The following is a 16,819-nucleotide window of genomic DNA, read 5'->3' as shown; positions in this document are numbered from 1 at the left end:
GCGGGATGGCCGAGCCGATCCGGGTACTGATCGCGGACGATCAGGCACTGCTGCGCGGCAGCTTCCGGGTGCTGATCGACTCCACTCCCGGCATGGCGACGGTCGCCGAGGCGGGCGACGGCGCGCAGGCGGTCGCACTCGCCCGGGAACACCTCCCGGACGTCGTCCTGATGGATCTGCGCATGCCCGTCCTGGACGGCATCGCGGCCACCCGGGAGATCTGCTCCGACGCGCGCCTGGCCGGCGTCCGGGTGCTCGCGCTCACCATGTTCGACATGGACGAGTACGTGTACCCCGCCCTGCGGGCCGGAGCGAGCGGCTTCATGCTGAAGGACGCCTCGCCCGCGGACCTCGTCGCCGGTGTGCGCGTGGTCGCCGCGGGCGAGAGCGTGCTGGCGCCCGCGGTCACCCGCCGCCTCGTCGAGAACTACGCCCGTCCCGAGGGCGCGGGCCGGCCCGCGCCGCGGCTGGTGGGCCTCACCGGGCGGGAGCGGGAAGTGCTCGTCCTGATCGCGAACGGACTGTCGAACGCGGAGATCGCCGCGCGACTGGTGATCAGCCTGCCGACCGTGAAGTCGCATGTGAGCAGCCTGCTGGCCAAGCTCGGCGCCCGGGACCGCGCCCAGCTGGTGATCATCGCCTACGAGAGCGGCCTCGCCGAACGCGGAATGCCGGCCTGAGCCGGCCGCCCCGCACCGCCCCGCGCCGGGGCGACGGGGGTGGTCGCGGGCGGCACGTAGGGTCGGGGCATGAGCCTGCGTCTGAGCACCGTCATCCTCCCCGTCGACCGCTGGCACGAGGGAGGCGGCGCCACCTGGCGGCGGGCCGAGGAGCTCGGTTTCCATGCCGCCTACACCTACGACCACCTGACCTGGCGCACCTTCCGCGACGGCCCCTGGTTCGGCGCCCTGCCCACGCTCACCGCCGCAGCGACGGCCACCTCGCGCCTCCGGCTGGGCACGCTGGTGACCTCGCCCAACTTCCGGCACCCCGTCACGCTCGCCAAGGAACTCATGTCGCTGGACGACATCTCGGGCGGCCGCGTCACCCTGGGCATCGGGGCCGGCGGCAACGGCTTCGACGCGACCGCGCTGGGGCAGCGGGCGTGGACGCCGAGGGAGCGGGCGGACCGGTTCGGGGAGTTCGTCCCGCTGCTCGACCGGCTGCTCACCGACGACTCCGTCACCCACCACGGCACCCACTACTCCGCCGTCGAGGCCCGCAACCTTCCCGGCTGCGTGCAGCGGCCCCGGCTGCCGTTCGCGGTGGCGGCGACGGGGCCGCGCGGTCTCGCGCTGGCCGCGCGGTACGGGCAGGGGTGGGTGACCACCGGTGACCCGAAGCTGTTCGAGGAGGGCACCCCGCAGCAGTCGGTGGAGGCGATCCGGGGTCAGATCGGCAGGCTCGGCACGGCCTGCGCGGAGCTCGGCCGGGACGTGGCGGAGCTCGACAAGCTCCTGCTCACCGGGTTCACACCGGACCGCGGCCGTCCGCTGGAGAGCGTCGACGCCTTCGTGGACTTCGCCGGGCGCCACCGGGAGCTGGGCGTCACCGAGATCGTGCTCCACTGGCCCATCCCCGACTCGGACTTCGCCGCGGATCAGGCCGTCTTCGAGAAGATCGCCACGGAGGCGCCGGCACAGTTGCGCTGAATCCCCGCGCCCGCGCGACGGTTCCCGCGACCGGACCGGGTCACCGGGGGCCGGGCAGGCGCAGATGGCGCGGCGGCACGGACGGGGTCAGCCACACCCCGTTGGCGCTGACGCGGAAGACGTGGCCGTCGCGGTGCATGGCACCGGAGTCCACGGTGAGGACGACGGGCCGGCCGCGGCGCGCGCCGACCCGCGTGGCGGTCTCGCGGTCGGGCGAGAGGTGCACGTCGTGCCGGTTCATGGGCCGCAGGCCCTCGGCCCGGATGGCGTCCAGATGGCGGGCGACGGTGCCGTGGTACAGGTACCCGGGCGGGACGGCGGGCGGCAGCCCGAGGTCGACCGGGACGCTGTGGCCCTGACTGGCCCGTATCCGGGTGCCTTCGACGGCGAACCGCTGTTTGTCGTTGGTCGCGACGACGTGGTCCAGCTCCTCGCGGGTGACCCGGAAACCGTGTGCGGCGCACGCCGAGAGGAGCGTCGCGATCTCCACCCAGCCGCCCTCGTCGAGGGCCAGCCCGATCCTCTCCGGCCGGTGCCGCAGGTGTTTCGACAGGTATTTCGACACCTTGACCGTGCGTGCGGCGGTGTCCTGTGCGTTCATCCTCCCAGCGTGCCGTGTGAGACGTGGATCACGCACGTTGTTTTCCCGGACAGGTTTGATCCACAACGACAGACGGTTATCCACAGCGGATCGCGCGGTTCTGTGGACAACTCCGCGCTCCCCGCCGGAAGTTCACCGCCCGGCGGGGGCGTTGGGCCGTGGTCACAGCCGCGGCTCCACGCGGGCCAGCGCCCGCAGCAGTCCGGGGGCCACCCGGGACAGCAGCCGGCCGGCGCGCGCCTCCGGGGTGACCGGAACGACGGCCCGGTCCTCCGCCACCGCGCGCAGCACCGCGGCGGCGACCTTCTCCGGCGGGTACCCCCGCAGCCCGTACAGCCGCCGGGCGCGCTCCCGGCGCCGGCGCTCCTCCGGGGCGTCGACCCCGGCGAACCGCGCGGTGGAAGTGATGTCCGTGTGCACGAACCCGGGGCAGACGGCGGACACCCCGATGCCCCGCCCGGCCAGCTCGGCCCGCAGGGACTCGCTGAGCATCAGCACCGCCGCCTTCGACGTGCCGTAGGCGGGAAGCGCCCGCGAGGGCAGATACGCGGCGGCCGAGGCCACGTTGACGAGGTGACCGCCCTCCCCGCGCTCCGCCATCTGCCGTCCGAAGAGCCGGCAGCCGTGCAGGACGCCCCAGAGATTGACGTCGAGGACGGTCCGCCAGTCCTCCGCCGTGGTGTCGAGGAAGGGGCCGGCGAAGCCGATGCCGGCGTTGTTGACCAGCACGTCCACCACACCGTCCGTGGCGGCGACGCGTGCGGCGAGCTTCTCCATCGCCTGCTCGTCCCCGACGTCCACCACCTCGGCCCTGGCCTCGGGTGCCCCGGCGCGCCGGGCCAGCTCGGCGGTGCGGGCGGCGCCCTCCGCGTTCCGGTCGACGGCGACGACGCGGGCGCCGGCCTCGGCGAAGGCCAGCGCGGTGGCCCGGCCGATGCCCGCGGCGGCCCCGGTGACCAGCACCAGCCGGCCGCCGAAGCGCGCGGCGTACGGGCCGCGGCCCTGTGGGACGGGGCGGCCCGCCCCGGTCGCGGTGGCGAACTCGGCGATCCAGTCGGCGACCCGGCCGGGGCGGGTGCGCGGCACCCAGTGCTTGGCCGGCAGGGCACGGCGGACCAGCCGCGGCACCCACTCCTCCAGGTCGTCGTAGAGCCGCTCGGACAGGAACGCGTCCCCCAGGGGCGTCACGAGCTGCACGGGGGCGTGCGCGTATGCGTCGGGGCGCGGACGGCGCAGCCGGGGGCGCACGTTGTCCCGGTACAGCCAGGCACCGTGGGCGGCGTCCCGGGGCAGCGAGGCGGTCGGGTAGCCGTCGGTGGGGACCTTCTCGGCGCGCCGCAGGATGCCGGGCCAGGCACGGCCGAGCGGGCCGCGCCAGGCGAGCTCGGGCAGCGCGGGGGTGTGCAGCAGGTAGACGTACCAGGACTTGGCGCCCTGGCCGAGGAGCTGGCCGGCCCGGCGCGGGGTGGGCCGCCGCAGCCGCCCCTTGATCCAGTGCCCGAAGTGGTCGAGCGAGGGCCCGGAGATCGAGGTGAAGGAGGCGATCCGGCCCGCGGTGCGCCGGACGGTCACGAACTCCCAGCCCTGCACGGAACCCCAGTCGTGGCCCACCAGATGGACCGGCCGGCCGGGGCTGACCGCGTCGGCGACCGCGAGGAAGTCGTCCGTCAGCCTCTCCAGGGTGAAGCCGCCGCGCAGCGGGCGCGGGGCGGTGGACCCGCCGTGGCCGCGGACGTCGTACAGCACGACGTGGAAGCGGTGGGGGCCGGCGAGGCGGGCGGCCACCTCGGACCACACCTCCTTGCTGTCCGGATAGCCGTGCACCAGGACCACCGTCGGCCGGTCCGGATCCCCCAGTTCGGCGACGCACAGCTCGACCCCGCCGCTGCGCACCCGGCGCTCCCGCGCACCCGCCACCGCCATGCGTGCCTCCTCGTCGTCCGGACCCCCGGGGCCCCTCGGTTCCCCGCGCTCCCCCTACCCCCGAGTAGCGTCCCCCTAGGGCCCCGTAATACTCAAGGCTGACCCACAGACAGCTCTGCAGGGTGACGACCGCCGTGGCGTGCGTCACTAGGGTCGAAGACGTGACTGTGATCGCGACCGAAAGCCTGAGCAAGCGGTTCCCCCGGGTGACCGCGCTTGACCGGCTCTCCGTGGACATCGGACCCGGTGTGACGGGACTGGTCGGCGCCAACGGGGCCGGCAAGTCCACCCTGATCAAGATCCTGCTGGGTCTCTCCCCCGCCACGGAGGGCCGCGCCGAGGTACTGGGGCTCGATGTCGCCACCCGGGGCGCCGCCATCCGTGAGCAGGTCGGGTACATGCCCGAGCACGACTGCCTGCCGCCCGACGTCTCGGCCACCGAGCTCGTCGTGCACATGGCGCGCATGTCGGGGCTGCCGCCGACCGCCGCCAGGGAGCGCACCGCGGACACCCTGCGCCACGTCGGCCTGTACGAGGAGCGCTACCGCCCGATAGGCGGCTACTCGACCGGCATGAAGCAGCGGGTGAAGCTGGCGCAGGCCCTCGTCCACGACCCCAAGCTGGTCTTCCTGGACGAGCCGACCAACGGCCTCGACCCGGTCGGCCGGGACGAGATGCTCGGCCTGATCCGCCGCGTCTACACGGACTTCGGCATCTCCGTCCTGGTCACCTCGCACCTGCTCGGCGAACTCGAGCGCACCTGCGACCACGTGGTCGTCGTCGACGGCGGCACGCTGCTGCGCTCCAGCTCCACCACCGACTTCACCCGCACCACCACGACCCTGGCCGTCGAGGTCACCGACAGCGACACGCACCCGGACGGCACCCGCGCCCTGCGCGAGGCGCTGGACGAGCGCGGCGTGAGCGTGCACGACGGCAGCGCGCTGCCCGGCGCCGGGCACGTGCTGCTGCTGACCGCGGACGGCGAGGAGACCTACGACCTCGTGCGCGACGTCGTCGCCGACCTCGGCCTCGGCCTGGTCCGCATGGAACAGCGGCGGCACCAGATCGCGGAGGTCTTCAAGGACGACGAACACGCGGCCGGCGCCGACCGGCCGGCCGGCGACCAGTGGAAGGAGGCGGTCGGTCATGGCGGTTGAGCACCCCCTCGCCCCGCACGGCGAAGAGAGCCGGATCCACAACATCGGCTACCGCGGCTACGACGGACCGCGCCTGGGCCGCGCCTACATCCGCCGCTCCCTGTTCTCGCAGTCCCTGCGCGGCGCCTACGGCCTCGGCCGGTCGGCGAAGTCCAAGGTGCTGCCGATGCTGCTCTTCATCGTGATGTGCGTCCCCGCGCTGATCATGGTGGCGGTCGCGGTCGCCACCAAGATGAAGGACCTGCCCGTCGACTACACGCGCTACGCGATCATCATGCAGGCCGTCATCAGCCTGTTCATCGCCGCCCAGGCGCCCCAGTCCGTCTCCCGGGACCTGCGCTTCAAGACGGTGCCGCTGTACTTCTCACGGCCGCTGGAGACCGCCGACTACGTGCGCGCCAAGTACGCCGCGATGGCCTCGGCGCTGTTCGTCCTGACCGCCGTGCCCCTGCTCGTCCTCTACGTGGGCGCGCTGCTGGCCAAGCTGGACTTCACCGACCAGACGAAGGGATTCGTCCAGGGGCTGGTCTCCGTGGCACTGCTCTCCCTGCTCTTCGCCGGCATCGGCCTGGTGATAGCCGCCGTGACCCCGCGCCGGGGCTTCGGCATCGCCGCCGTCATCGCCGTCCTCGTCATCAGCTACGGCGCCGTCTCCACGCTGCAGGCCATCGCCGGCGTGCAGGACAGCGACTCGGTCGGCCTCTGGTTCGGTCTGTTCTCCCCCGTCACGCTGATCGACGGAGTGCAGACCGCCTTCCTCGGGGCGAGCAGCTCCTTCCCCGGGGCCCAGGGCCCCTCGGCCGCACAGGGAGTCGCCTTCCTCCTCGTCACCCTCGGGCTCATCGCCGGCAGCTACGGCCTGCTGATCCGCCGTTACCGAAAGGCCGCACTGTGACCACGCTGAACATCGACCACGTCTCGCGCTGGTTCGGCAACGTGGTGGCCGTCAACGACGTCACCATGACGATCGGCCCCGGCGTCACCGGCCTGCTCGGTCCCAACGGCGCCGGGAAGTCCACCCTCATCGGCATGATGGGCGGCTTCCTCGCCCCCTCCACCGGCTCGGTCACCCTCGACGGCGAGCAGGTCTGGCGCAACGAGCGGATCTACCGGCACATCGGCATCGTCCCCGAGCGGGAGGGGATGTACGACTTCCTCACCGGCCGCGAGTTCGTCGTCGCCAACGCCGAACTGCACGGACTGGGCGCGAAGGAGGCCCAGCGGGCGCTGGCCACCGTCGAGATGGAGTACGCCCAGGACCGGAAGATCTCCACCTACTCCAAGGGCATGCGCCAGCGCGTCAAGATGGCCTCCGCGCTGGTCCACGAACCGTCCCTGCTGCTGCTCGACGAACCGTTCAACGGCATGGACCCGCGCCAGCGCATGCAGCTGATGGAACTGCTGCGCCGCATGGGCGACGAGGGCCGCACGGTGCTGTTCTCCTCGCACATCCTGGAAGAGGTCGAGCAGCTCGCCTGGCACATCGAGGTGATCGTCGCCGGACGGCACGCCGCCAGCGGCGACTTCCGGAAGATCCGCCGGCTGATGACCGACCGGCCGCACCGCTATCTGGTGCGCTCCAGCGACGACCGGGCGCTCGCCGCCGCGCTGATCGCCGACCCGTCGACGTCCGGCATCGAGGTCGACCACACCGAGGGCGCGCTGCGCATCCAGGCCGTCGACTTCACCCGCTTCACCACCCTGCTGCCGCGGGTCGCCAAGGACCACGGCATCCGGCTGCTCACGGTCTCGCCGTCCGACGAATCGCTCGAATCCGTCTTCTCGTATCTGGTCGCGGCGTAGGAGGCCGAAGATGTACGACCCCACAGTCGCCCGGCTCACCTACCGGGCCCTGCTCGGCCGTCGCCGGGCCCTCATCCTGGGCGCCCTGCCCGCGCTCCTGATCGTCATCTCGGTCCTGGTGCGCGCGCTGGCCGGCGCCGACGACCAGACCGCCTCCGACCTGCTCGGCGGGTTCGCGCTGGCCACCATGGTGCCGATCATCGGCGTCATCGCGGGCACCGGCGCGATCGGCCCCGAGATCGACGACGGCTCGGTGGTGTATCTGCTCGCCAAGCCGGTCAAGCGGCCGACGATCATCCTCACCAAGCTGTTCGTGGCGATAGCCGTCACGATGGCGTTCTCCGCGCTGCCGACGCTGATCGCGGGCCTCATCCTCAACGGCAACGGGCAGCAGGTCGCCGTCGCCTACACCGTGGCCGCGCTCGTCGCCTCCATCGCGTACGCCGCGATGTTCCTGCTCCTGGGCACGGTCAGCCGGCACGCGGTGATCTTCGGACTGGTCTACGCGCTCGTCTGGGAGGCCCTGTTCGGCTCCCTGGTGTCCGGCGCGCGCACCCTGAGCGTCCAGCAGTGGGCGCTGGCCGTCGCCCAGAAGGTCACCGACAGCGATCTGGTCACCTCCGACGTGGGGCTCACCACGGCGACGGTGCTGCTGGTCGTGGTGACGGTCGCGGCCACCTGGTACGCGGGGCAGAAGCTGCGCGCCCTCACGCTGGCCGGGGAGGAGTAGGGCTGCCACCGGGACCGACGCGCTTCTTGACGGAGGCTTCACCCCGCCGCGGGCACCATGGCGGCGGGAGGTCACGCGGGAGAAGGGACGGCGATGACAGCGCACGCACCGCGGGACGGAGGGGCCGGGGAGCCCGGGGAGCCGGGGGACCCCTGGGACGAACTGGTCCTCGACGAGGACTTCGTGGAGTCGGCCGACGCCAAGGAACCGTCCGCCCGGGCGCGGATGCTGGCCGCCAAGTGGCGCGGACAGGCGCCCGACCCCCAGCCCTGGCGCTCGGACGAGCCGCCGGCCGGCTGGTTCTTCAGCAGACGCCGCCGCAGGTGGCCGCGGCGGCCCTAGACAGCGGCCGGCGCCCGCGAGGTCTCGACCGGCTTGTCGGATTTATTTGGTGGCATGCGCCACCGCGACCCGGCACAGTGAGGTACGACGCCGGTGAGACCGGCGCCCCGGTCCGGGAACGGAGCGCGGCGACGACCTGTCAGGGAACGTCGCGCTTCCGTGAGGGCGGCGCGCGGGAGGCTCCGGAGCAGCCACTACTCCGTCGAGTCCCCGCGCCGGACCGCCCGGGGCGGCCGCTTCGAGCGCGCGGGCATTCCCGCGCGGGCCGCCCACCCGGAGGACCCGTCCCGCCCGCCCGCGCCGCTTCGGCGGCCGGGCGGGCGGAGCCGGTTCACGAGACCGTTCACGCCCGGCCGTGCGTCACGGCTGGGCCAGCAGGCGTTCCACGACGAGTGCGATGCCGTCCTCGTCGTTCGACGCGGTCACCTCGTCGGCGACGGCCCTGAGTTCGGCATGGGCGTTCGCCATGGCCACGCCCCGGGCCGACCAGGCGAACATGGGGAGGTCGTTCGGCATGTCGCCGAAGGCGATCGTCTCCGCCGCCTTCACACCGAGCCGGCGGGCCGCCAGCGAGAGCCCCGTGGCCTTGGAGAGACCGAGAGGGAGCAGTTCGACGATGCCCGCGCCCGCCATGGTGACGGTGACGAATCCGCCGGCGGCACGCGTGGCGGCCTCGGCGAGCTCGTCGTCGGAGAGCGTCGGATGCTGGATGTAGATCTTGTTCAGCGGGGCCGCCCACAGGTCGCCGGCGTCCGTGAACGGCACGGCGGGCAGCCGGCCCCGGAGCGCGTAGCCGGGCCCGGTCAGCACCTCGCCGTCGAGGCCGTCCCGGCTCGCCGCGAGATGCAGCGGGCCGACCTCCGCCTCGATCTTGGCGAGTGCCACCCCGGCCAGCTGGCGGTCGAGGGTCACCGAGGTCAGCAGCCGGTGCGCCCCGGCGTCGTACACCTGGGCGCCCTGGCCGCAGACGGCCAGGCCGTCGTAGCCGAGCTCGTCGAGTATGTGCCGGGTCCACGGGACCGCGCGGCCGGTGACGACCAGGTGCGCGGCGCCCGCCGCCGTCGCGGCGGCGAGCGCGTCCCGGGTGCGCGCGGAGACGGTGTCGTCGGAGCGCAGCAGCGTGCCGTCGAGGTCGGTCGCGATCAGCCGGTACGGGAACGTCTGCCCGGGAGCGGAGCCGGGCGTCGTCACTTGGCCACCGGCTCCAGGACCTCGCGCCCGCCCAGGTAGGGACGCAGCACCTCGGGCACGCGCACCGAACCGTCGGCCAGCTGGTGGTTCTCCAGCAGGGCCACGATGGTGCGCGGCACGGCGCACAGCGTGCCGTTCAGCGTCGCCAGCGGCTGCACCTTCTTGCCGTCCCGCATGCGCACCGAGAGCCGCCGCGCCTGGAAGCCGTCGCAGTTGGAGGCGGAGGTCAGCTCGCGGTACTTGCCCTGGGTGGGGATCCACGCCTCGCAGTCGAACTTGCGGGAGGCGGAGGCGCCCAGGTCGCCGGTGGCCACGTCGATCACCTGGAAGGGCAGCTCCAGGGAGGTGAGCCACTGCTTCTCCCAGTCCAGCAGCCGCCGGTGCTCGTTCTCGGCCTCGGCGGGGTCGACGAAGGTGAACATCTCCACCTTGTCGAACTGGTGGACGCGGAAGATGCCCCGGGTGTCCTTGCCGTAGGTGCCGGCCTCGCGGCGGAAGCACGGGGAGAAGCCGGCGTAGCGCAGCGGCAGCTTCTCGGCGTCGATGATCTCGTCCATGTGGTACGCCGCGAGGGGTACCTCGGAGGTGCCGACCAGGTAGTAGTCGTCCTTCTCCAGGTGGTACACGTTCTCGGCGGCCTGGCCGAGGAAGCCGGTGCCCTCCATGGCCTGCGGGCGGACCAGCGCGGGCGTCAGCATCGGGGTGAAGCCGGCCTCGGTGGCCTGCGCGATCGCCGCGTTGACCAGGGCGAGCTCCAGCAGGGCGCCGACGCCCGTCAGGTAGTAGAAGCGCGAGCCGGAGACCTTGGCGGCGCGCTCCACGTCGATCGCGCCGAGCGCCTGACCGAGCTCCAGGTGGTCCCTGGGCTCGAAGCCCTCGGCGCCGAAGTCGCGGATGGTGCCGTGCGTCTCCAGGACGACGAAGTCCTCCTCGCCGCCCACGGGCACGTCGGGGTGGACCACGTTGCCGAGCTGGAGCAGCAGGCGGCGGGTCTCCTCGTCGGCCTCGTGCTGCTCGGCGTCGGCCGCCCTGACGTCGGCCTTCAGCTGCTCGGCCTTCTTCAGCAGCTCGGCCTTCTCGTCGGCGGAGGCCTTGGGGATCAGCTTGCCGAGCGACTTCTGCTCGGATCGGAGCTCGTCGAAGCGGACGCCGGACGACCTGCGCCGTTCGTCGGCGGAGAGAAGAGCGTCGACAAGGCCGACGTCCTCACCACGGGCGCGCTGGGAGGCGCGAACACGGTCGGGGTCCTCACGGAGCTGGCGAAGGTCAATCACCCTGCAAGGCTACCGGTGCCGGGTTCCGCCTCACGACTCCGATTCCCTGGAAAGGGGCAGTCGGCGGGCGGGGCGTTGACCCGACTCCCTTGTGGGGACGGGGATTTGGGTTTCGGTTGTCCACAGGTATCCACACGGTGGGCGGAGTTATCCACAGGCTGTGCGGGAGATCTGTGGATATAGAACGTGATCATTCCGCGAGAGCGGGCCGAGAGAAAGAATTCCCGGCTCAAACTCGCACGAGCCGCCCTTTCGAGTGGAAAAGGGTCACGCTCGGTCGTCCCGGGTCGCTCCGAAGTGTTGATCGTGAGAAACGAGTGGACGAACGGGACGTGGCGGCCGAATGGACGTATCGAAGATCACTACAGTGATTTGTCGACTCGGACCCGGTTCGCTGTCGACTTGTCCCCAGGCTGGAGCGGCCACCTGTGGATAACTTCTGTGGATGATGAAAATCCGCAGGTAGCACCGGACCGTGACGTCAGAACCGGCCGTCCTGGCAGCGCGCCACCCAGTCCGCGGCCGCCACGAACTCCGCGTCCGACGTCCCCGGCGGCAGCGGCCGGATGTCCTCCGTGCGCGCCTCCGCCTTCGGGTACGACCCCAGGTACCGGACCTTCAGACACGACCGCCGCAGACCCATCAGCGTCTCGGCCACCCGCCGGTCGGAGATGTGCCCCTCGGCGTCGATCGCGAAGCAGTAGTTGCCGATGCCCTCGCCGGTGGGCCGGGACTGCAGCAGCATCAGGTTGACGCCCCGGACGGCGAACTCCCCCAGCAGGTCCCGCAGCGTGCCGGGGTGGTCGTCGCGCTGCCAGACCACCACCGACGTCTTGTCCGAGCCCGTCGGCGCGGCCGGCCGGGCCGGCCGGCCCACCAGCACGAACCGGGTCTGCGCGTTCTCCGCGTCGTGGATGTTGGTCTCCAGCGCCTCCAGGCCGTAGCGGGCCGCCGCGAACTCCCCCGCGAAGGCCGCGTCGTACCGCCCCTCCTGGACCAGGCGTGCCCCGTCCGCGTTCGACGCCGAGGACTCCCAGACGACACCCTCCGGGAGGTGCGTCTTCATCCAGTTGCGCACCTGCGGCTGGGCGGCGGGATGCGCGGTGACCGTCTTGATGTCGGACAGCGCGGTGCCGGGCCGGACCAGCAGGGCGAAGGTGATCGACAGCAGCACCTCGCGGTAGATCATCAGCGGCTCGCCCGCGACCAGTTCGTCGAGGGTGGTGGTGATGCCGCCCTCCACCGAGTTCTCGATCGGTACGAAGGCCGCCTCCGCCTCACCGCTGCGGACGGCGTCGAGCGCGGCCGGGACCGAGACCATGGGCACGAGTTCCCGGGTCGCCGACTCCGGCAGCGTACGCAGGGCGACCTCGGTGAAGGTGCCCTCGGGACCGAGATAGGCATAGCTGGCTGACATGGGCTCACCCTAGTCCGCCCGCGAAGGCTGATGTGCCGCCCACGGAGGGCGCGGCGGCCGGGGGAGAAACCGGGCCTACGCCTCCAGCAACCGCTGTCCCACGTACTCCCCCTTCGCCGCGCCGCCCGGCACGGCGAACAGGCCGCTCGCCTCGTGGCGGATGAACTGCGACAGCGCGTCCCCCCGGTCGAGTTTGCGTTGCAGGGGGACGAAGCCGCGCAGCGGATCGGCCTGCCAGGCGATGAACAGCAGCCCGGCGTCGGGCACACCGTCGCCGTCGAAGCCGTCGTGGAAGGAGAACGGGCGGCGCAGGATGGCCGCGCCCCCGTTCTGGTCGGGCCGCGTGATCCGGGCGTGCGCGTTCAGGGGGACGACGAGGTTGCCGTCGGCGTCCGTCTTCTCCAGGTCCATCGCGGTGGTCTCACCGCCGCCGGTCAGCGGCGCCCCGTCGGCCTTGCGGCGGCCGATGACGTGCTCCTGGGCGTGGGCGGAGAGCTTCTCCCAGTCGTCGAGCAGCATCCGGATCCGGCGGACAACGGCGTACGAGCCGTTCGCCATCCAGGCGGGCTCGCCGGAGGCGGGCACGAAGATCCGCTTGTCGAAGTCGTCGTCGGACGGCTTGGGGTTGCGCGTGCCGTCGACCTGCCCCATGAGGTTGCGTGCCGTCATGGGGTGGGAGGTGGCGCCGGGGGTGCGGTTGAAGCCGTTCATCTGCCAGCGGACGCGCGCGGCGGAACCGGCCTCCTTCTGCAGTGCGCGCAGGGCGTGGAAGGCGACAAGGGCGTCGTTGGCGCCGATCTGCACCCACAGGTCGCCGTTGCTGCGGTTCTTGTCGAGGTGGTCGGAGGAGAAGTCGGGCAGCGGGTCCAGGGCGACCGGGCGCTGCTTCTCCAGCCCCGTACGGGCGAAGAAGCTGTGGCCGAACCCGAAGGTGACGGTCAGGGAGGAAGGGCCGGCGTCCCGTGCGACGTCGGTGTCGTCGTGCGCGGCCGGCTCGCCCGCCATGAGCCGCTCGGCCGTGTCCGACCAGCGGCGCAGCAGTGCGGCGGCCTCCTTGCGGCCGGCGCCCGCCGCCAGGTCGAAGGCGATGAGATGACCGCGGGCCTGGAGCGGGGTGGTGATCCCTGGCTGGTGTTTCACGTGAAACATCGCGCGGTCGGCGCCGAGCGAGGTCAGCGGCGTGGCGGCGGCGGGGGCCGCGGTGTATCCGGCAGCGACCCCCGCCCCGCCGAGCACCAGCCCGGTCGCCCCGGCGGTGCCGAGCAGCCGACGGCGGGAGAGGGCGGGGCCGGAAGCGGAACCGGGATCAGTAACAGGGGCAGGAGAGGTGGCAGGGCTCGTGTCGGGGCCGGTCTGCTGGTCGGTCATGGTGGTGCTCAGCCGATCTTCGCGTTCTTGTCGACGGTCACCTGGTCGATGTCGGAGGTCCGTACGGTCACGGAGATCTTCCAGTCGCCCGCCATGGGGATCTGTACGCCGCTCGCCGACCAGTGCCCGGTGGCGACGCGGTCCGGGGCCACCGGCAGCGGGCCGATGTCCTTCGCGGCCAGGGTGAAGGAGACCTTCACCTCGGGGACGTCGAACGTCTTGCCGTTGGGCCGGGTGACATAGACGTGCATGACGTTGCCGCCGACGCGGGCGGGATCGAGGGTCACCCGGGCGGTGCCCTTGCCGTCCTCGCCGCCGGTGTCGAAGGGGAGCTCCAGCGAGAGCGACTCGGAGGTCTGGGTGTCGGACGACGAGGAGGACGAGGACGAGGATGACGAAGCCGCCTTCGCCGCCTGGGCCTCCTCCTCCGTGCGCCCGGGTTCGGTCGTGGTCAGCACGGTGGTGACGGCGAGGAGCACCACGGCGACCCCCGCCTCGGCGAGGACGGAGCGGCGCAGCCCGGAGCGGAACGGGTCGGCGTCCCGGACCCGCTTGGCCCGCGCCGCGGCCGTCGCGGCACGCTGCCGGGCGAGCTGGGCGGCACGCCGGGGATCACCGGAACCGGCGCCCCCCTTGGCCGCACCAGGTCCCTTCGCCGCACCGGGTCCCTTGGCCGCACCGGATCCCTTCGCAGCACCGGACCCGGTGCCGACCTCGGCCGCCACCGTCTTCTTCTTCACCGTGGCCGCCGGTACATCCGCCAGGTGGGCCGTCCAGCGGCGGGAGACCCGGGCGATGCCGATGAGGACGGCCACCAGGGCGACCTTCGCCAGGAGCAGCTGCCCGTACGTGGTGCCGGTCAGCGCGGACCACGAGCCGACCTGGCGCCACGACTGGTAGAGCCCCGTCGCGGCCAGGACGGCCACGCTGCCGAACGCGACCTGCGAGAACCGCCGCACGGCCGTGGACTCGATGGACGGGGCCCGGTACAGCGCGGTCAGCAGGGCCGCGAGCCCGCCGAGCCAGGCGGCGACGGCCAGCAGATGGAGCACGTCGACGGGCATGGCGATGCCCGCCTGAATGCCCGTCGAGGCGTGCTCGGCCATGGCCCAGGTCGCCGCGAGCCCGGCGGCGATGACGGCGCCGCCGACGGCCAGCCCGAAGGTGAGGTCCCGCCGCTCGGCGGCGAGATCGGCGGCGGCGTCGGCGTCGGTGGCATCCCCGGCGGCCTCGGCGCCCCGGGCCTCGTCGCCGTCCCCGGCCTCCTCCTCGTCCTGCCGCGCGTACGCCCCGAAGAGCACCGCGACGAACAGCGCGGCGGCGGCGAGCAGCAGCAGCCGGGAGACCAGGGCCGCGCCCGTCTTGGTCTGGAGCACCTGTCCGACCAGGGACAGGTCGAACACGTCGGCGATCTTCCCGGTGCCGGTGTAGGAACCACGCAGCATCAGCAGCGCCAGCGTCGCCGCGGTCAGGGCGATCCAGCCCGAGACCACGAACCGCTGCATCGTCCGCTCGCCGGCCCCGCGCTGCCAGCAGGCGAGCACGAAGGCCGCGCCGCCGACCAGCACGATGTACCCGGCGTACGACACGTACCGCGCGAAGCCGTAGAGCGCGCCCACGACCCCGCCGCCCACGGTCTGGTCCGAGACGGAGACGCTGGTCGCGGAGGGGGCGCCGATGGAGAAGGTGAACCCGCCCGCGACGGGATGACTGTCCGCCGAGATCACCTGGTAGGTCACGGTGTACGTGCCGTCCGGCAGCCCGCTGCGCAGCGGGACGCCGTACGTGGTGCCGCTGAGGTTGGACGGCTTGCCGGTGTCGACCTGCTTGCCGGCCGGGTTCAGCACCCGCAGGTCGCCGGAGGACAGGGACACCTTCTCGGAGAAGGTGAGCGTGACCTCGGTGGGCGCCTTGTCGACCACCGCCCCCTGACCGGGGGCGCTGCCGGTGAGCGCGGCGTGCGCGGACGCGGGGGCCGCGCCGCCGAGCAGCAGCCCGCCCGCGGCGAGCAGCAGCGCGAACAGCGGCAGCAGCGCCCGGAGAACCCCGGCCCGGGTCCCCGCTCGGGTCCCTTGTCCCGCGCCGGAGGCGGTGGTCTGTGTCACGGTGCTGGTCTCCCCTCAGTGCCCGGTCTTCGGGATGTACGTCGCCGACTTCACCGGAATCTCCACCTCGACCGTGCCGGACTTGGCGAAGTGGAGGTCCACCGCCACCTTCTCGCCCTGCTTCGGCCTGTGGTCGAGTTTTTCGAACATGAGATGGTTGCCGCCGCTGGTGAAGGCCAGCGAGCCGTCCGCGGGCACCGGGAAGGAGTTCTTCTCGACCATGGCGCCGTCCTCGGTGGCGTGCATGGTGACGTCCCCCGCCGTGTCGCTGGAGACGGAGGTGAGCGTGTCGGCGCCCCCGGAGTTGGTGACGGTGAAGAAGCCCGCCGCCATGTCCCCGGTGGTGGGCGCGGGCATGTAGGCGCCGCTGACCTTCAGCGCGGGCTCGCCGGAGGCCGAGCCGCCGGAGTCGTCCGACCCGCCGCATGAGGTCAGCACCAGCGCCGTCACGACGGCGGCGCCGGCCACCGCCATGAGGGAGCCGTTGGACAGACGGAACCGGCCGGTCACGGCTTCTGTCCGTCGATGATCTTCGGAAGGTCCTTCGTGTAGGTGTCGACCGTCGCGTCCTGGCTGTAGAGCAGGTAGCCGCCGTTGGTCCTGGGGGAGAAGGCGATGACCTGGGTGCCGTGCGTGGAGACGATCTTGCCGTTCTTGTCCTTCGTCGTCGGCTCGATGCTGATGCCCAGGCTGCGGGCGCCGGCCTGGATGGTGGAGAAGTCGCCGGTCAGGCCCACGATGTCGGGGTCGATGCCCTTGAGCCACTTGCCGAGCTCGGCCGGGGTGTCCCGCTTGGGGTCGGTCGTCACGAAGACGACGCGGAGCTTGTCCTGCTTCGCCCGGGACAGCTGCTTCTTGGCCACCGCGATGTTGTTCATCGTCAGCGGGCAGACGTCCGGACAGTGCGTGTAGCCGAAGTAGACGAGCGTCGGCCGGTCCTTGGTCTCGGCGCGCAGGTCGTACTTCTCGCCGTGGGTGTCGGTGAGGACGAGGTCCGGCTTCTCGAAGGGCTGGTCGAGGACGGTGACGGCGCCCTGCGAGGAAGCGTCCTGCGAGACGACGGCGACGGGATCGCTCCCGCTGTCGCCGGAGCCGCAGGCGGTGAGGGTGAGGGTGGCGGCGGCGAGGAGGGCCGCCGCGGTGACGGTGTGCTTGGTGCGCATAACAGGTGTTCCCAGGGTGAGGGCTCCGGCGCGGCGCCGGGGTGGCACGGTCGTACGACCCCGGCGCCGCACCGATGGTGGACGTGCTCG

Annotated in this window: 16 protein-coding genes; 7 read left to right on the top strand and 9 right to left on the bottom strand. The window is 72.3% G+C overall.

Features of this window, described 5'->3' with window-relative positions; genetic code table 11:
- The first annotated feature begins 5 nt into the window (after window positions 1-5).
- Together OIE12_RS16205 and OIE12_RS16200 are read left to right on the top strand one after the other, a co-directional pair.
- Window positions 6-680: a response regulator transcription factor gene (locus OIE12_RS16205; RefSeq protein ID WP_329135958.1), complete on the top strand. Its 675-nt coding sequence runs from the start codon at window positions 6-8 to the stop codon at window positions 678-680.
- A 69-nt stretch (window positions 681-749) separates the two neighbouring features.
- The gene (locus OIE12_RS16200) at window positions 750-1,652 is read left to right on the top strand and encodes an LLM class flavin-dependent oxidoreductase (protein ID WP_329135955.1); all 903 of its coding nucleotides are present in this window, start codon (window positions 750-752) and stop codon (window positions 1,650-1,652) included.
- Between the two features lie 40 nt (window positions 1,653-1,692).
- Here the strand turns inward: OIE12_RS16200 and OIE12_RS16195 are convergent, their stop codons facing one another.
- Both OIE12_RS16195 and OIE12_RS16190 read right to left on the bottom strand, forming a co-directional pair.
- Window positions 1,693-2,253 (bottom strand): RNA 2'-phosphotransferase, encoded by a 561-nt coding sequence (locus tag OIE12_RS16195; protein ID WP_329135954.1) that lies wholly within the window; start codon window positions 2,251-2,253, stop codon window positions 1,693-1,695.
- 162 nt (window positions 2,254-2,415) lie between these two features.
- Window positions 2,416-4,176: an SDR family oxidoreductase gene (locus tag OIE12_RS16190; RefSeq protein WP_329135952.1), complete on the bottom strand. Its 1,761-nt coding sequence runs from the start codon at window positions 4,174-4,176 to the stop codon at window positions 2,416-2,418.
- Window positions 4,177-4,310: 134 nt separating this feature from the next.
- On the opposite strand from OIE12_RS16190, the gene OIE12_RS16185 reads away from it, so the two are divergent.
- The 5 genes from OIE12_RS16185 to OIE12_RS16165 all read left to right on the top strand — a co-directional run bounded on the left by OIE12_RS16185 (window position 4,311) and on the right by OIE12_RS16165 (window position 8,211).
- Window positions 4,311-5,336 carry an ABC transporter ATP-binding protein gene (locus tag OIE12_RS16185; RefSeq protein ID WP_329135950.1) on the top strand — a complete coding sequence of 342 codons (1,026 nt, stop codon included), beginning with the start codon at window positions 4,311-4,313 and terminating at the stop codon, window positions 5,334-5,336.
- Window positions 5,326-6,231, top strand: coding sequence for an ABC transporter permease (locus tag OIE12_RS16180; RefSeq protein WP_329135948.1), 906 nt, complete (start codon window positions 5,326-5,328; stop codon window positions 6,229-6,231). The genes OIE12_RS16185 and OIE12_RS16180 overlap by 11 nt, the downstream gene beginning before the upstream one ends.
- Window positions 6,228-7,139: an ABC transporter ATP-binding protein gene (locus OIE12_RS16175; protein WP_329135946.1), complete on the top strand. Its 912-nt coding sequence runs from the start codon at window positions 6,228-6,230 to the stop codon at window positions 7,137-7,139. The genes OIE12_RS16180 and OIE12_RS16175 overlap by 4 nt, the downstream gene beginning before the upstream one ends.
- A 10-nt stretch (window positions 7,140-7,149) precedes the next feature.
- Window positions 7,150-7,869 (top strand): ABC transporter permease, encoded by a 720-nt coding sequence (locus OIE12_RS16170; RefSeq protein ID WP_329135943.1) that lies wholly within the window; start codon window positions 7,150-7,152, stop codon window positions 7,867-7,869.
- Window positions 7,870-7,962: 93 nt separating this feature from the next.
- On the top strand, window positions 7,963-8,211 hold the full coding sequence (locus OIE12_RS16165; protein WP_329135941.1) for an SGM_3592 family protein: 249 nt from the start codon (window positions 7,963-7,965) through the stop codon (window positions 8,209-8,211).
- 360 nt (window positions 8,212-8,571) lie between these two features.
- Here OIE12_RS16165 and OIE12_RS16160 read toward each other — a convergent pair whose 3' ends face one another.
- The 7 genes from OIE12_RS16160 to OIE12_RS16130 all read right to left on the bottom strand — a co-directional run bounded on the left by OIE12_RS16160 (window position 8,572) and on the right by OIE12_RS16130 (window position 16,729).
- The gene (locus tag OIE12_RS16160; RefSeq protein WP_329135939.1) at window positions 8,572-9,402 is read right to left on the bottom strand and encodes an HAD family hydrolase; all 831 of its coding nucleotides are present in this window, start codon (window positions 9,400-9,402) and stop codon (window positions 8,572-8,574) included.
- Window positions 9,399-10,676, bottom strand: a complete 1,278-nt coding sequence (gene serS, locus OIE12_RS16155) for a serine--tRNA ligase (protein ID WP_329135937.1) — start codon at window positions 10,674-10,676, stop codon at window positions 9,399-9,401. The genes OIE12_RS16160 and serS overlap by 4 nt, the downstream gene beginning before the upstream one ends.
- 481 nt (window positions 10,677-11,157) lie before the next feature.
- Complete coding sequence (gene pheA, locus OIE12_RS16150; protein ID WP_329135935.1) at window positions 11,158-12,093, bottom strand: prephenate dehydratase; 936 nt, start codon at window positions 12,091-12,093, stop codon at window positions 11,158-11,160.
- Window positions 12,094-12,168: 75 nt separating this feature from the next.
- Window positions 12,169-13,461 (bottom strand): iron uptake transporter deferrochelatase/peroxidase subunit, encoded by a 1,293-nt coding sequence (gene efeB, locus OIE12_RS16145; protein WP_329135933.1) that lies wholly within the window; start codon window positions 13,459-13,461, stop codon window positions 12,169-12,171.
- An 8-nt stretch (window positions 13,462-13,469) separates the two neighbouring features.
- Window positions 13,470-15,494, bottom strand: coding sequence for a copper resistance CopC/CopD family protein (locus tag OIE12_RS16140; RefSeq protein ID WP_329141999.1), 2,025 nt, complete (start codon window positions 15,492-15,494; stop codon window positions 13,470-13,472).
- An 87-nt stretch (window positions 15,495-15,581) separates the two neighbouring features.
- The gene (locus OIE12_RS16135) at window positions 15,582-16,040 is read right to left on the bottom strand and encodes a copper chaperone PCu(A)C (RefSeq protein ID WP_329141997.1); all 459 of its coding nucleotides are present in this window, start codon (window positions 16,038-16,040) and stop codon (window positions 15,582-15,584) included.
- A gap of 32 nt (window positions 16,041-16,072) precedes the next feature.
- Window positions 16,073-16,729, bottom strand: coding sequence for an SCO family protein (locus tag OIE12_RS16130; protein WP_329135930.1), 657 nt, complete (start codon window positions 16,727-16,729; stop codon window positions 16,073-16,075).
- Between the last annotated feature and the right edge of the window lie 90 nt (window positions 16,730-16,819).

Source organism: Streptomyces sp. NBC_00670, from assembly GCF_036226765.1.
In the GTDB taxonomy this organism is placed as follows: domain Bacteria; phylum Actinomycetota; class Actinomycetes; order Streptomycetales; family Streptomycetaceae; genus Streptomyces.
The sequence above is the reverse complement of the archived record's forward strand: the minus strand, read 5'-3'. Positions and strand labels throughout refer to the sequence as shown.